Source organism: Clostridium felsineum DSM 794 (assembly GCF_002006355.2).
GTDB lineage: Bacteria > Bacillota > Clostridia > Clostridiales > Clostridiaceae > Clostridium_S > Clostridium_S felsineum.
Genome location: NZ_CP096980.1, coordinates 4,532,206 through 4,548,349, shown reverse-complemented (window position 1 = coordinate 4,548,349; position 16,144 = coordinate 4,532,206). Strand labels below are relative to the sequence as shown.

Below are 16,144 nucleotides of genomic sequence, written 5' to 3'. Positions count from 1 at the left end.
GAAAAAATGAATAATAAACTAAAAACAAGGCAGTTAACTGTAATAGGATTACTGTCAGCTATTTCTATTGTTTTAGGACTAACAGGTTATGGGTTTATTCCACTTCCTATAACCAAAGCAACTATCATGCATGTTCCTGTAATTATAGGAGCTATTCTTGAAGGACCGATAGTGGGAGCTGTAATAGGACTTATATTTGGATTATTTAGTATAGTTCAAAATATAATGTCGCCTAGTTTACTATCTTTTGCCTATATGAATCCTTTGGTTTCAGTTTTACCTAGAGTTTTAATAGGGGTAACTGCATATTATTCTTATAGATTAGTTAAGGTTAAAAATCAATCTATAAAAATAGCTGTTAGCGCTGTGGTTGGAACTTTAACTAATACTTTAGGTGTTCTTACAATGATTTATGTTTTATATGCAGCTAGATATGCAACTGCAAAACATATAAGTGTCAAAGCTACCGCTGCTACTATTTATGGAGTTGCAGCAACTAGTGGTACTTGTGAAGCTATAGTTTCAGTACTAATAACTGTACCTGTAGTTTTAGCCATTAAAAAGATTAGAAAAAAATAATTATTTATATATAAAGAAGGATAAATTTTCATACTTATCCTTCTGTTTAGATATATTTACAATTTTTTGAATATTAAAAGTAATGAGAAAATTTAAAGGAAATTAGTAGCTCATATTAAACATGGAAGGTCCATTAATGTTTTTTCTTGGTTCATAGTCACCATTCCAAATTACAAAGTAGCTTGCCTTAGGGTAATTTAATTTAATAGCATCAGCCCATCTTTGGTAGTCAAATTTTTGTATAGAGTGATTTCTATTATCTATATATTGTCCACCAACATTTGGACCAAGTTCTGGAAAGCCGAAAGGTTTATTTATTCCAGGATAAGTTATACCATTATAAGTTCCACCTGTAAGTTCAGCATAAGCTCTTTTTACATATGAGTCTGTAGCAGGAGTATCACTATAGGCATCCATTCCTACGGTATCTACATAGTCGTCTCCAGGATAATATAACGCTGCATTCTTTCCACTGTTAGGTGCATAGCAAAATTTTAACCAAGTAAGTCCTCTACATCCCGAATCAGTACTAACTAAATAGTCGTGTAAGTTTATCCAGAGTTGTTTGTATTGGTTTACATCTTTGTCACCCCACCAAAACCAGTTTCCGTTAACTTCATGGAATGGACGAAAATAAATAGTTCCTGTATGTCCGTAATATTCAAGGCCATCAGCTATTTTAGATACAATTGCTTTGTACTTTTGAAGAAAAGCAGGACTAGATGAATTAATATTTTGAATTTTCGCACTAGATAGGGTAGCGAAATCCTGATCAGATATATAACCATTACTAGTTCCGCCTGTAGGACAAGGCATGTGAGCTGATATAATAGCAGTTTTTATTAAATGTGGATAAGGTCCAGTATATTGCTTTAATAATGATGGATTTGGTTTCTCGAGATCTCTTATAGTTGAGGCGCTGTCCCAACTTATGGAAGATGAATCGTTATTACCATTCCAATTGCAAAGATCATAGGATACTATGTCCAATCGATTGGCATAGCCATTAGTATAGGCTATTGATGTGTCAATATTTCTATCCCATCCAAGAAAAACACCAGTCTTGCATGTTGAAGAAAATGCGGAAACCTTAGTTGGATTTGCTGCAGATATTATGTATAGTACTGCAAAAATAGATAAAAATAATTTCTTGAAATTCTTTACTGTCATGTTAGTCACCCTCCCGATTTAAATAATAAATAGTTTGTGCTGTGAGAAAATTTATGTAATCAAATTTATTATTATAAATATAGACGTCATATTCATTTTATTTGCACATATACCAGAACGTTAATTTTATAGCGTTGTGGTATATTTATAAATAAAAAGATCATTAGTAGTCAATATGTAACTGTAAGTATATAATAACATTTTATTTAAACGTTTACAATAGTATTTCCTTATTTTTTTAATAGAAATTTGTATTTGATTAAAAATTTTATATAATACTCATTCCTATTAAAAATGATATCGATTATATTAATATTTAAAAAATTAATATAAACTAAACACTTTTTTTGACGAAATTATTATCTTAATATAAATTTTAATACATTTCTTAAGAATTTACAATATATTTCTTCAAATTTTAAATAAAATAAAATAAGCATAAATTAATTATAAAATAAATATAAAAAATATAAAGAATTATGTCGTCAAATATACTTTAAAATAGCTGCTTTAAAATTTTAAAGCAGCTAAGAATTTTAAATAGATTTTTGATTTCTTTTGAATTTATCTCTAAGCAGTATAACTAATCCTAAAACTAGAAGAAGCAAACCTATTATAATAAGAACAGTACTATCTATCATAGAACCTGTTTTTGGAAGTACAGCATCATTATTAATTTTAGCAGGTGTGTTATTTGATAATTGTCCATCAGTATTAGTAGTAGCTGAATTTGATGTTGATCCTGGTTGTGCTGTGTTTTGACTTGTAGATCCATTGGTCAAAGGATTTACGGGTACAGGATTCACAGGTAAAGGTCCTACAGGATTATCATTGTTTGATTCTGTAACAGGTGAAGTTGATAGTTTCCAATTATTTGAGTTAGTAGGAGATATAGTTTGATTGTTTTTAATGTAACTTTGCATTAAACTTCTAACTTGACCGTCATCTCCAAGAGCTTTAGCTGAACTATAGGTTACAAGACTTGGGTCGGTATTACTTATGCCAGCAGCTTTCATAAAACCTCCACCACCATTGTAACGATAATCATTTATTGCAACAGTATAAACATCAGAATCTTTAATAGGAGTACCATTTATTTTAAGATTTTTAATTCTATTTCCAGAAGCAACTCTTCCAGTAGTAGGATCAGTAGTACAAGCAGGCTCAGTCAAGTCTACATCATAGGTTGCACCATATAACTGATCAAGATTATAATCTGGAACGTTTAAAGATGCATCTTTTGTAATTTGATCACTTGGATTTGAAACTTGTTTGTAATAGCGTACTGAATATTCAAGCCAATCTTTTATTTGTTTGCCTGTCATTTTTACACCGTATAAATAGTTTTCGTACACATAAACTGACATAATGTCTTTTATAGTTACATCACCTTTTGGAATATAAGCAGATGAACTTAAAGGAGCAGATATTGAAAGTTGAGTTTTAGCTGCATCCTGTTGAACTTTGTTTATCAATTCCATTATAGCAGTAGGCGCAGTTGTTTGATTACTACCTGTAAATTCACCAGTAGAAGTTCCAAGCTTTGTTGATATATAATTTAAAGTTGCAGCCTGATAGGGTTGTGCTAGATTAACTATGTTAGGATCTTCGGATATTGAATCATCCATTTGTACATTTTTAGTATTTATGCTTGCAGCATTTCCATTAGCGTCTAAAGTTATATCTACCTGTGATACATATGAGCCCCATTTATTTGGCTCAACAATAGGTACAATTTTACCATCAGGGTTTTTTACACTTGTATCATTAACAGTGTTATGAACATGTGCAGCAAGTACAGCATCAACTCCTGAAACATTTGCAGCGATAGCTTTAGCTTCATTTTCTGGAATAGTATCAGAAGCACTCTCTTCTCCAGTATGAGCTGCTACAAGGATTATATTTGCTCCTTGAGCTTTCATTTTTGGAACCCAAAGCTTTGCCTCATCAACTAAATCGTTAAAATGAAGTCCTGCATAGTGAGAAGGGTCTTCCCAATTAGGTATGCATTTAGTAGTAAGACCTAAGATTCCAACTTTTACTGTTTTTCCGTTTATGTTAAAGTCTTTTATATAATAAGGATCAACAAAATTTGAGTTATCATCCTTATAAGTATTTGCAGATAATACTTTTATGTTTTCTTTTTTTGCATCACTTATAACTCTATTTAGTGTTGGCAATCCATAATTGAATTCGTGATTTCCAAGAGTCCAAGTGTCATACTTCATTGCACCCATAGCTTTCATAAGAGGGTATTCAGAAGTTGTGTCTATTTTATCATAATAGTAAGAAAGAGGAGTTCCTTGAATAGTATCACCAGAATCTACAAGCATCACATTAGGGTTTGAAGCACGCACGTTATTAACATAAGTTGATACTTTTGCTAAACCAACAGAACTTTTAGGTACAGTTCCAGTGGCATAATCATAATCAAGTATGTGTCCGTGAACGTCAGCAGTTTCTAAAACAGAAATAGTTGATGGTACTTCTGAACCAGTGCTAAGTCTATTATCCATTGTATATTTAACAGTCTTATTCTTTGTAACATCATCTATTAAAGCATCACGAACAAGCGTATGAGTGTCCATTAAGCTTGATTTTATATCATCTTTATTAAATCTTAAGAATCCATCGCCACCTGTAAGTACAAAATCAGGACCTGCAAGTTTAAGAATCTCTGAATCAGAAATTTGACTTCCATTTTCTCTAGTTATAGAAACTATTTTATTTCCGTAAGTTTTTGAAGGATCATAGGTGAATTTTATTCCCGAAACTTGAAGTCCTTTTCCACCAAGAGCTACGCTGCTGCTTGGATCACTAAATTGTCCAACAGCTTGTTCTAAAATATCTTTTAATTGAGCTTTATTCACAGTAACTGTATCTATATCATTATCAAAAGGCATTAAAGCGTATATTTGACCATAGGTAACATCTCCACTGCTTAAGTCTGTTCTTAAGCCTCCATTATTAGATATACCTATGTCAGCGTTTCCATAATTTTTTATAACATCACTTACCCAGTTACCTAGGGCGGATTCACCATATGGACTAATATCTTGTTTTCTAGTTATATCAGATGGTATAGTACCTAAGACTTTATTAAGAGTTGGACCAACTTGTGATTTAGCATCATTTACTATTTGTGTAATTTCAGGATCTGTAGTTGGATTTGAAGCCATATAGCCAGATGCATTATTTAAAGCTACATAACTTGAGGTTGTATTTGAAAAGCTTATTTTATTTCCGTCAGATATAGTCATTTTTAAATCTGCAAATCCCATACCGTTGTGATTTGCATTTATAACAGGTATGCCGTTAACTATTTTTTGTTCAATTGTGTGAGTATGGCCTCCAAAAACAGCATCTACATTTGAAAGCTTGTTTACTACATTGTCTAAGTTAGCTTCACCTTCATGTACTACAGCTATTATTACATCTGCCTTATTATTATCTTTGATATCTTTAGCCACACCATTAATTTCAGTTGCTAAATCTGTAAAAATCTTATCAGATACATAAGCAGGTGTAACAATATTAGGTGTTTCATTTGTTATTCCACCAATGAAGGCTATTCTTACGCCATCTTTTGTTACTATTTTATACGGATCAAAAACCCTATCACCCTTTGAACCATCAGAGTTTTTCTGGTATAAATTTGAGCAAATTATGTTATAGTTAGCACCACTCATAGTTACTTTGTTTAGGGTATCTAGTCCCCAATCGAATTCATGGTTTCCTAGAGTTGTGAAATTCATTCCTATATTGTTCATAACTTTCTGAACAGGTACACCTTTTAGAATGTTTGACATGGCAGAACCTTGATAAAGATCTCCACCACCGAAGACAATAGTGTCCGGATTGGAAGCTTCAATGCTTTTTACTCTGTTTCCAAGAACTGAAGCAACAGGATTTGCTGGATTGCTGGTGTCTTCAAGGGCACCATGGAAATCATTGATTTCAACTAGATCAAAAGTTTTGTCATTAGAAGCTGCAAAGGATTTTATTGGTAGGTTTCCTAGTAAAGTGAAAATGACAAAAAATATTAAGACTAGTCTTGAGGTTAGTAGGTTAAGTTTTTTTTGTTTAGACAAATTATATCCCTCCATTTGGTAGTTTTATATTAATTTTACCACAAAATTAATAAAGTTAATTAAATTTATGTTAAATTTTATTAATATAAGAAAAAATATTGAATAAAATATAAAAAAGTTATTAATTCCATTAAATTGTAAGTTGTTGCATATAAATGAAGGTAATATATTAGAAAAGAGCCTATATAGACTAAAATATAATCTATATAGGCTCTTTAAATTTTATGGACTAAAATCTTAAGTTGTAGTGTTTTTTTTGATACATAAATCAAAGGAAACTTTTATTAAGTAAGCAAAGGTTATTATATTTAACATGGATATAAATACTGTCCATATAGGGGTAGAAGAATTATTTCTCATGCTCATTTGATTGAATAAAACAGAATGCATATTAGCATAATTTATAAAGCTTAGCAAAAGTGAAATTATTAAAATTTTATTATTTTTAAAGTATATATAGGCTAAAATTGATATTAAAACGGCTGCAAACATATATCTTTCATGCATTCCAACAGATAAGTTAAAAACACCAACTACTTGAATTAAAGCGGCTAAAGCTGCGACACGTTTACTTTTACTCTTTAAGAAAAGTATTCCTGAGAAAACTGTTATTAAAACTATAAAAATCATTCCCCAGGTGTGGTAGCTAAATATAAACATTGTATTTGAATCTTTTACATTATTAGCGCCAATTAAATTATAAAGGTTATACGCATTGTTTGATGCATAAGGGTATTCAGAAACTTCTCTAGTATAAAGCTTAAAAATCCAAGTTATATTTCCGTTTACTATAGAGAAGGGTAAAATTACAATTATAGCAGTTATTATTCCTGAAGCTATTGATTTTAGTATAGCCTTTAAATCTCTATTGCGTATGTACCAGAATAAAACTAAAGGCAAGAATATTATTCCTTGAGGCTTCATTAGTACAGAGAGTGCAAAGAAAATAGATGATGGAATTATTTTATTTTCTGACATAAAATAAACTGCAAATATAATAAGTAAAGTAAAGAAGGAATCTGCCTGACCCCATAAAGCTGAGTTTATAAGTATAGCAGGGTTAAATAGGAAAAATAGGGTAAGTACAAAACTTTTTTCAAAAGAGAAATACTTTTTAGAAAGTTTGTATACAAAGTACGCTGAAGCGATATCTGCAATTATAGATGGAAGTTTAATAAGTAGTGTATAGTAGCTGCCTAAAGAAGTAGAAGCTATTTTCCCAATAATAAATAGCACATAAATATATACAGGTGGATAATCTATAGAACCGGTGCTTTTATACACAGAAGCAAAATTTTTAGCAGCAGAAGAAGCCCATTGTTTGTATAGTCCGATGTCAGAAGAGTAACCTGTTATTAAAAGTCCAACAATAATTCTAAATAAAAAACCTATTATTAGAAAACTAGCAAGAATAAAACCGCCATTTTCAGTGCTTATTTTAATTTTCTTTTTAACTATAGCTAGATAGCCTAAAATTGATAAAACAAAGAAAGCTAAAGCGTAAGCTATTACATAAGGTGAATATTTGTTATCTGAGTTAGAAAAACCGCCCATCATCCCTGGAGGCCCTCCATGTGAGCGTTTTATATTATTTTTAAAATTAGGGCTGCCTTGAGATCCAGGAGGACCTTGCATAGTAGATTTAGAACCAGAACTATCTTGAGAGTCTGGAGGACCACCTATATCAGCTCTAGAATGATTTTGAGAATTTGTCCTTGAATCTTTCTTTATATTATTAGTAGTTACTTTTTTGCTATTGGAAGAAGGTGTATTTTTTGAATTTGCTGAATTAGTCATATGATTTTTAAAACCAGCTCCAATTTTAGGAAAACCAGTGTTTTTGTCATTGCTTTTATAAGTACATAAAGAGTAAACACATATAATTACCAATATAGCTATAATAAATGATAAAATAAATTTAGTTTTATTTTTCTTTAAAGCCTCCAATAAAATCCCTCCTTAAATGTTAAGAGAAACTAAAATTGAATTTATACATATAGAGGTTTAAAAAAATAAAAGTTGTATAAATTAATATGTTAGTTTCTCCTATTATGGGTACTGTTTATATGAAAGTTTATATATGTAGAAGGACATATTATACTTGGGGGTTAATATATCTTTCTAAGTAATAAACTTTCGTATATTGGTAGTATATACATAAAATGTTGTTTTAATATCAAATTATTATGTGAAATATATGTGAAAATAAAAAAACTGTGTTGATAACTAAACTTATCAACACAGTTTTTTATAATAATAATTTTATATTTAACCAATATTTATTTGTGTTATTTCTTCATTTAAGGCTTTTTCTACAATAACATCTTCAAGGACTAATTCTTTAATATTGTTAAAGTACATACCGTTTCTCTTCATTGGCTCTAGGAAGCTCATCATATCAGCAAAGCCTTCCTCTGCGCTTTCATCGAAGCTTACTGATACATTTTTCATATGAACCTTACCTATTTTTTGTTCTGGAAGACCGTACATAAATGCAGCACATACTTTAGCATTAGTACAAGTTACATTTTCAACATTAATACTTCCAATGTAAGGAGTTCTATCATCAACAGGTAGTTTTTCTTTACTCCAAACATATTCTGTTTTTCCATCATCATCGCAGAAATAGAAGGAGTTAATAGCAAAAGGTGTTAGAACTTTGTCCATTTTTATATTTTTCATATGAATGTTATCTATAATACCTTTTGAACCTCTACCACGTCTTGTTTTAACTCTAAGGCCTCTATCAGTTTCATTAAAGATACATTTTTCAATGAATATAGATTTTATTCCAGAAGACATCTCACTTCCTAAAACAACAGCACCATGACCAGAATGCATATTGCAGTTTCGTATAGTTATGTTTTCAGAAGCAACAGGATTTTTTACACTTATGTCTATTTTTCCTGATTTTATTGCTATACAGTCATCTCCAACTGAAAAAGTATCACCAAGTATTAAAACATCTTTACAGGACTCAGGATCTAAGGCATCAGTGTTTGGTGCATCAAATGGATTTTGAATACTTAAGTTTATAAAGCTTAAATGATTACTCATTAAGGGATGAATAGTCCAAGATGGGGAGTTTTTAACAGTTACTCCTTCAACTAATACGTTTTTACATGCATTGATAAACAAGGTTCTAGGTCTCCAAGCAACTCTCTTTTCTTTAGCTTTAAACCACCAAGTATCAAAATCAGCATTACCATCTATAGTACCTTCACCTATTATATTTACATTTTCAGCACCTATAGCTGTAATTATACTTGCAAATGAGTCGGCTTCATTTCCTTCCCAAGAACCAAGATAAAAATCGTTATTACCCATAGGAATGTTTGCTTTTAGAATAGGGTAGCTTTCTCTTTCCTTTAAACCCAAAAGTACAGCACCTTTTTCTAATTCAAGAGTTATATGGCTTTTAAGAAATAAAGGTCCTGTTAAAAAAGTTCCCTTTGGAACAACAACTCGTCCAAAAGCAGGGCATACATTTATAGCAGCTTGTATGAAAGAGGTATTTACATGTGTTCCATTACCGATAGCTCCAAAGTCTAATATGTTAATAACTGAGGATTCAGATTTTGTTTTTATACTTATAACAGGGCTTTTAGATTTAGTAACAGTATCTTCTATAAATATATTGTATTCTGTACTTGGTTTTAAATTGTTTAGTGTAAATACATTCTTTTCTGATGTTAAAACTTTTTTATTATTTAGGTATACATCTGCTTTGTTTTCTAAATAAAAGCACTCATTATTTTCTATTTCAAATGAAGCAGATGTTGAAGTTGTTGCGACTGAATTAAAATTCATTGTTGTAAAGCCTCCATTCTTAAATTAAAATTATCATTAGTATCCAAGCTCATCAGCTATTATTATTATTTTTATTCTTCCTTCAAATTTTATTCCATTATGAATGATTGTAGTGAAGTTACAAATTCTTTTTTTGCAATCACAATCAACACAAAAACCTGTTTCGACGCAAGGTGTTTCATGTTTTATTCTTTTTGAGTTCATAGGTGCAATTTCACGAATTCTTTTGAAAGCAGCATCTATATTTTCAACAATTTTGTTTACACCAGCAACTATTATAACATTTTTGGGTCCAAAAATCATAGGAGCCACTCTATTACCAGTACAATCTGTGTTTACTAATTCACCATTTTCGGTTATTGCATTAGTTCCAGTAATTAAATAGTCGGCAGTTAAAGATTTACGATGAATCTCTACTATATCAGGATCAAAAGGAAGTTTTTGATATCTGTCAAAGAATTTATAGTTTCCATTTCTTAAAACATCAACCATTCCCATATCGCTTAAAGTAGTAGAACCACCAATAGCAACACTTGAACCTTCTTCAATCATTGAAATAAGCTTTTCTTTAGCTTCTTCGAGAGTTTCTACATAAGAAGCCTTAAAATGTCTTTTATTAAGAGTTTCGGTTATTTTTTTTGCTTTACATAGATTTTTCCACTTTTTCATTTCATCCATTAAGAATTACCTCCAAAGTTTTATTAATGTGAATAATTTATATATTGAATAAAGAATTAGTGTACATAGGATTAAAAATACAAAGAATTGTAACAAGATAAAACCTATAAATTTCATCTTGTTAACGTTAACAATGCTATGGTACCATTCTACAGAAGTATTGTCAATATATCAAATATTTATAAAAGCGATATTAGGAAACAGGGTATTTATATTTGAATATAAAATACAAAAAATGAAATACTAGTAATAATTAGGTTGATATATGTAAAAAAGTATTGTATTATATATTATATAAGAAATTTGATTAAATGTTAAATAATATAAAAAGTAAACGATTTTATAGTGATAATAATAAAAAAATTTATTATTTAAATGGATTAATAGAAGGGGATGAATTTTATGAGTGATGCAAAACAAGATTTGAGTAATTATTTGAAAAAGAAAGGCAATTTATTACAACAAGTTAAAAGATATTCACTATCAGCAATATATATTGAAGAACTTAAAGATATAGATCAAGAAGAATATACTAGAGCATTATTAAAAATACAAAAGCAAAAAGAATTAAATGAGCTTTTTTTACAAGAAATCAAAGAAATTAGTAAAATTGCACAAGAACGTGGTATAAAACTTGTCTTTTTAAAAGGATATTGTTTAAGTGAAGATATCTTTAATCCACCAGAAATGCGAGAGAGTAATGATATGGATATTTTAGTGGATTATGATGATATTAATGATGCTTTGAAAATATTTGAGGAAGTGGGGTATACATATTCATTTAAAAGAAAATTGGTAGGTACTCCAATTAGAAAAATATATGATATAAATCATTATACACATATCCATCCAATGTTAAAAAAAGTAGAATCTAAGATTACTAATAAAAAAACTTTAATTAGTGTGGATTTACATATTAATCCGTTGTATCACATGCCGAACTATAAAAAAAACGATCCTAAAAGTGTAATATATAGAGCTGTATACCAAAAGAAGGACTTCTATCAAGTTTGGGTATTAGAGATACATGATCGATTATTGCATTTAATGGGACATTTTGAAAGGCATATTGTTGAAGATATTCACAATCAGTTAAATAAGACTAAAAATCAAGTTGCATTTATTAGATTAAGGATATTTCATGAAATGGTTATATTAATTGATAAATATATAGATCAGATAAATTGGAATATTTTAAGTGAAAGAGCCAAGATAATGAATCAATGTGAAGGGGTTGCGCTTTCAATAGCATTATTAAAAGAAATATATCCTGGAAGAATTTCGGAAGATAAATCAGAAAAATTAATTAATATTATTAATGATCCGATTGTTAATGCAGATGATATTGAAGTTATAGTATGTAAATTTATAATAAAAAATATAAAAAATTGGGTATTTGAAGATCCTTTTATATTTGTTCATAAACTAATACAACATTTAAGAAAGGATACATTGAAAATAGGATGTAGATATTCAGAACAAACCCAATGTGTAGAAAATAATAGTTTTCAACTAAGAAATATATTTTATAAAAAAAATTTTAGAAGAATAGCAGTTGAACTATTAACAAAAAGAGAACAAGAATTTATGAAAAATTATTATGGATTTGCTCAAATATCTTGGAATAATGAAACCTTTAATTTATGCTTACATGTGATTAGTAAAAGTGAAAAGTGTGATGATGTAGAAAAGAATATAGAAACTATAAGTTTTAACTTAGATACAGGGAAAAGTAAAAATTACGGAGGTTTTACAGAACGATTTGTAATATTTTTACCAACAGTATATGAAGATGAGGAAAATTTAAGATTAATAAGAGATAATTGGAACTATAAAGATTATGTAAATATAGATAGAAGTGCAGTTCAAATAAAATCTGAAAAAAAAGAGTTCTATATTAATATGCTTATTCCATGGAATGTGATTAAAATAAACCCTTATATAGGAAGAAAATTAGGATTTGAAATTGCAATTGCATTTAAAGAAAACGATAAGAATAATGTATTTTATATGAAATGGTCAAATAAAAATAGTTCTAAAGTATTTCCTAATGCACAAGAATCAGAGGAGATAATCTTAGTGTAAATATGGGGAAGTGAGTATATGAAAAAGAATAAAAAAAGTCAATTTGCTGAGGAAAATTCAACACTTAAATGGGCATTAAAAATGGCCTGGGAAATAGATAAAAAGACTATGATTTTATGGATGATTGTTGGAATAATGGGAGCACTTATACCTGTGTTTTTTCTAACAGTAACTAAAAAGATAATTGATATTATAAATGTGAGTATAGAAAAGCAGAGTGGATTTTCAATTATAATAATATGGATAGCAGTACTAATGATATTTTTATTTTTATCGGCATTGTATGAAATTTTTCCGGATATACTAAAGTTCACTATGCACTCTAAATATTCAGTAGGGATGCAAAAAAAAATGGGAGAATGGGTAGAAACTCTGCCTATTAGGTTATTTGATAATCCTGATATGGTTACTAAAATAAACATGACTATGCCAACTATAAAAAGACTTGGATTTTTTATGCAAAATGGGATAAGCTTCTTAAGTCTTATTATTGGAATAATAGGAATTATAATACTTGCGTTAAATAATTCGCTGCTTCTTTTTATTGTAGGGATAATCCTTACATGTATAGCATTACCAATAGGGTTTTATAATGCTAAATGTACATACAGATTATGGCGTGATGATGGAAATGATCAAAGGATATCAGATTATTATTATGGATTGGTTTTTGATTATGCATTAGCAAGAGAATACAGGACATTGAATTTAAATAAAATTATCAAAAAAAAATGGAATAGTATTGTAGTCCCTATGAATTTAAAAAATATGAAGTTGCAAAACAACAATGAATTTAGATGGAATATGCTTGCTTTAATCAACATGATATTTAAATTTAGTAGTATTTTTGTTGCCTTTATTATGGTGAAAAATAAATCATTAACTATTGGAGAGATTGTACTGTTTATTTCTGTATTTGACCAGTTATCAAATGGCTCTATAAAAGTAGGTAGGGAATTTATGGATGCGTACGGATATCTCGAAGATTTAGGCTTTCAAAAAGATTTGATTAGCTTAGATTTTAGTAAGGAGTATTTACCTAAAAATAATATTGAAAAGGTAGCTAAGGATTATAAAAATCAAGAATCAATAGAATTTGAAATGAAAAATGTAAGTTATTCATATGATAATAGTGATAAAGAAGTATTAAAAAATGTATCATTGAAAATACATAAAGGTGAAACTATTGCATTAGTAGGAAACAATGGTGCAGGTAAATCTACTTTGATAAAGATATTATTAGGATTTTATAAACCTACTAGTGGGGAAATTTTATTTGAAGGTAAAAATTATGATGAAATAGATTTGAAAAAACTTGTAAATAAGATTGGAGTAACGTTTCAAGATTATGCAAAATTTGAATTTACACTTAGAGAAAATATAGCATTTGGAGATTTGTCTAAAATTAAGCATGATAATGTTATATTAGAGGCATGTAAAAAAGGTGGAATTAATAAAATTTTAAGCAGAATGAATGGAAATTTAGATGCACATATAGGAAAATGGTACGAAAGTAAGGGGACAAACTTTTCAGGGGGAGAATGGCAGAGAATAGCAGCTTCACGTGCATATATAAGTGACAGAGATATACTTATAATGGATGAGCCAGCATCAGCTTTAGATCCCATTGCCGAAATGAAACAATTCAACAATATAAAATCAGTATCTCGAGGAAAAACAGCTATATTAATTTCTCATAGAATAGGTTTTGCAAGACTTGCAGATAAAATAGCAGTTCTTCAAGATGGTAAACTTGTTGAATTCGGAGATCATGATGAACTTATATCGTTAAAAGGTAGCTATTACAAGATGTTTATAGATCAAGCAAAATGGTATTCCAAAGAGGAGGTACTGTAGATGAGTGAAAAGAATGAAAGAAAGAAAGCGAAAATAGGAGAGACTATTTTAACTTGTCTTAAGCTTGTTGTAAAAGGTACAAATATTAAAGAAATATCTATGGCAAACATTTGGCTTATATCAGGAGGATTAGTATCAATAGTAGCAATTTTTGAAAAAAACTTTTATAATGCTGCAGCACAACTTATAAAAAATCCTTCGAAAAAAAATTTTGATATGGGTATTAAATGGCTTTGTATATGGGCATTCATTATGATAATAGTTACTATAATAAATTTTATATCAACACATTCTAAAATACGTATTACTGAAGCAATGAATCATTTCATACAATATAGTTTGATGGAAAAAGTTTCACGCATTGAATTATCTTATTTTGATGATATAGAAACTCATAATAAATTTAATTGGGTTAAAGATGAATTGAGTGAAAAAATATCACTTATTGTTACTTCAAGTTTTGGATTAATCTCATTTGTAATTCAATTCATAGTTGCAGCACTTGTAATAATATCAAATAATTATTTAATAGCTATAATATTATTAGTAGGATGTATACCATCAATAGTACTAAGTGCAATGCAAACAGAAGAAAACTATAAAAATGAACAGAATAATTCTCATGAATTACGTTATCAAACATACGTTTCATGGGTAATGTTTAAACGTCCATATATGAAAGAAATGCGATTTGGAAATTTGTATAATTATATAAGAGATAAATTTGAAAAATCAGTAACAAAGTTAGATGAAAAAAGAAAATATATCATAAAAAAATATACTTTTATAACAGGAGCAGCAAGATTAGTAAGCTATATAGCATTAGGAATAGGGCTTGTTATGGTATCTTACGACATATATATGAGAAAAGTTAGTATAGGATCATTTATGTTAGTATATTCCTCCTCTAAAAATATGCAAGCATCATTTGAAGGAATATTTTTGAATTTAATAACCATTGCAAATGATGGAAGATTTATAGAAGATTATGCGGATATAATGAAATATAAAGAAGAAGATATTGGAGATAAGGAAAGTTTAGAATTAGCATATAAAAATAAAGATAATTTAAACTTTGATATTGAATTTAAAAATGTAACATTTAAATATCCTGGAACTAGTAGGGTAATATTGAATAATATATCTTTAAAAATAAAAAGCGGAGAAAAAATATCAATAGTAGGGGAAAATGGTTGTGGAAAAAGTACATTTATAGCACTTATATGTGGTTTATATAAACCAGATAAAGGACATATATATATTGGAGGAATAGAAGTTAAAAGTAATATAGGATTACTTAGACAATATATATCTTGTGCCTTTCAAGATTTTGGACACTATGAAATGTCAATTGCAGATAATATAAGGATTGGTGATTTAGAAAATGAGTATAATGATGATGAAATACGAAATGTTTTAAAATTAACAGATGCTTATGGATTTGTTAGTAAGCTTAATGAAGAAATAAATACACCTTTGGGATTTCAAAGGTTTGGTGGTACAGAAATATCAGGAGGGCAATGGCAAAAGTTAGCCATGGCAAGAGTACTTATTAAGAAAAATTCTAAAATATTGATATTAGATGAACCTACAGCAGCTCTTGATCCAATGTCTGAATCACAATTATATTCTGATTTTAATAAATTAACAGGTGATAAAACAGTACTATTAATATCACATAGGCTTGGAGCGACACGTTTAGCTGATAGAATTTTAGTATTTAAAGATGGTGAAGTTGCAGAAGAAGGTACACATAATGAACTTATTAGATTAAATGGCTTATATAGTGAAATGTATCATGTTCAATCTCAATGGTATGTAGTTTAAAATATTATTGTGAATTTCAATATAAGTATCATATATAAAAAAGTACA

9 protein-coding genes are annotated in these 16,144 nt (G+C 29.0%); 4 read left to right on the top strand and 5 right to left on the bottom strand.

The window, feature by feature from the left end:
• Positions 1-6 precede the first annotated feature (6 nt).
• Positions 7-579 carry an ECF transporter S component gene (locus CLFE_RS21065; protein ID WP_077893657.1) on the top strand — a complete coding sequence of 191 codons (573 nt, stop codon included), beginning with the start codon at positions 7-9 and terminating at the stop codon, positions 577-579.
• Between the two features lie 102 nt (positions 580-681).
• Here the strand turns inward: CLFE_RS21065 and CLFE_RS21060 are convergent, their stop codons facing one another.
• The 5 genes from CLFE_RS21060 to CLFE_RS21040 form a co-directional block, all read right to left on the bottom strand.
• Positions 682-1,749 (bottom strand): glycoside hydrolase family 26 protein, encoded by a 1,068-nt coding sequence (locus CLFE_RS21060; RefSeq protein WP_077833508.1) that lies wholly within the window; start codon positions 1,747-1,749, stop codon positions 682-684.
• 536 nt (positions 1,750-2,285) lie between these two features.
• Positions 2,286-5,840: a bifunctional metallophosphatase/5'-nucleotidase gene (locus tag CLFE_RS21055; protein ID WP_077893656.1), complete on the bottom strand. Its 3,555-nt coding sequence runs from the start codon at positions 5,838-5,840 to the stop codon at positions 2,286-2,288.
• A gap of 237 nt (positions 5,841-6,077) precedes the next feature.
• Positions 6,078-7,787, bottom strand: a complete 1,710-nt coding sequence (locus tag CLFE_RS21050) for a glycosyltransferase 87 family protein (protein WP_077893655.1) — start codon at positions 7,785-7,787, stop codon at positions 6,078-6,080.
• A 321-nt stretch (positions 7,788-8,108) separates the two neighbouring features.
• Positions 8,109-9,650, bottom strand: a complete 1,542-nt coding sequence (locus tag CLFE_RS21045; RefSeq protein ID WP_077893654.1) for a glycoside hydrolase family 28 protein — start codon at positions 9,648-9,650, stop codon at positions 8,109-8,111.
• Positions 9,651-9,686: 36 nt separating this feature from the next.
• Positions 9,687-10,328: a lactate utilization protein gene (locus CLFE_RS21040; protein ID WP_077893653.1), complete on the bottom strand. Its 642-nt coding sequence runs from the start codon at positions 10,326-10,328 to the stop codon at positions 9,687-9,689.
• A 402-nt stretch (positions 10,329-10,730) separates the two neighbouring features.
• On the opposite strand from CLFE_RS21040, the gene CLFE_RS21035 reads away from it, so the two are divergent.
• Genes CLFE_RS21035 through CLFE_RS21025 form a run of 3 tightly spaced genes read left to right on the top strand, consistent with a single transcriptional unit; the run spans position 10,731 to position 16,097 of the window.
• A complete protein-coding gene (locus CLFE_RS21035; protein WP_169850948.1) occupies positions 10,731-12,413 on the top strand; it encodes a nucleotidyltransferase family protein in 1,683 nt (560 codons plus the stop codon).
• A gap of 18 nt (positions 12,414-12,431) precedes the next feature.
• Positions 12,432-14,270 carry an ABC transporter ATP-binding protein gene (locus CLFE_RS21030; RefSeq protein WP_077893651.1) on the top strand — a complete coding sequence of 613 codons (1,839 nt, stop codon included), beginning with the start codon at positions 12,432-12,434 and terminating at the stop codon, positions 14,268-14,270.
• The gene (locus CLFE_RS21025) at positions 14,271-16,097 is read left to right on the top strand and encodes an ABC transporter ATP-binding protein (protein ID WP_077893650.1); all 1,827 of its coding nucleotides are present in this window, start codon (positions 14,271-14,273) and stop codon (positions 16,095-16,097) included. It abuts the gene before it with no gap.
• Positions 16,098-16,144: the final 47 nt, after the last annotated feature.

Bases quoted from the DNA above. Each gene is read 5' to 3' on its own strand.
- CLFE_RS21040 (WP_077893653.1), bottom strand. From the start codon at position 10,328: ATGGATGAAATGAAAAAGTGGAAAAATCTATGTAAAGCAAAAAAAATA.
- CLFE_RS21060 (WP_077833508.1), bottom strand. From the start codon at position 1,749: ATGACAGTAAAGAATTTCAAGAAATTATTTTTATCTATTTTTGCAGTA.
- CLFE_RS21030 (WP_077893651.1), top strand. From the start codon at position 12,432: ATGAAAAAGAATAAAAAAAGTCAATTTGCTGAGGAAAATTCAACACTT.
- CLFE_RS21065 (WP_077893657.1), top strand. From the start codon at position 7: ATGAATAATAAACTAAAAACAAGGCAGTTAACTGTAATAGGATTACTG.
- CLFE_RS21045 (WP_077893654.1), bottom strand. From the start codon at position 9,650: ATGAATTTTAATTCAGTCGCAACAACTTCAACATCTGCTTCATTTGAA.
- CLFE_RS21025 (WP_077893650.1), top strand. From the start codon at position 14,271: ATGAGTGAAAAGAATGAAAGAAAGAAAGCGAAAATAGGAGAGACTATT.
- CLFE_RS21035 (WP_169850948.1), top strand. From the start codon at position 10,731: ATGAGTGATGCAAAACAAGATTTGAGTAATTATTTGAAAAAGAAAGGC.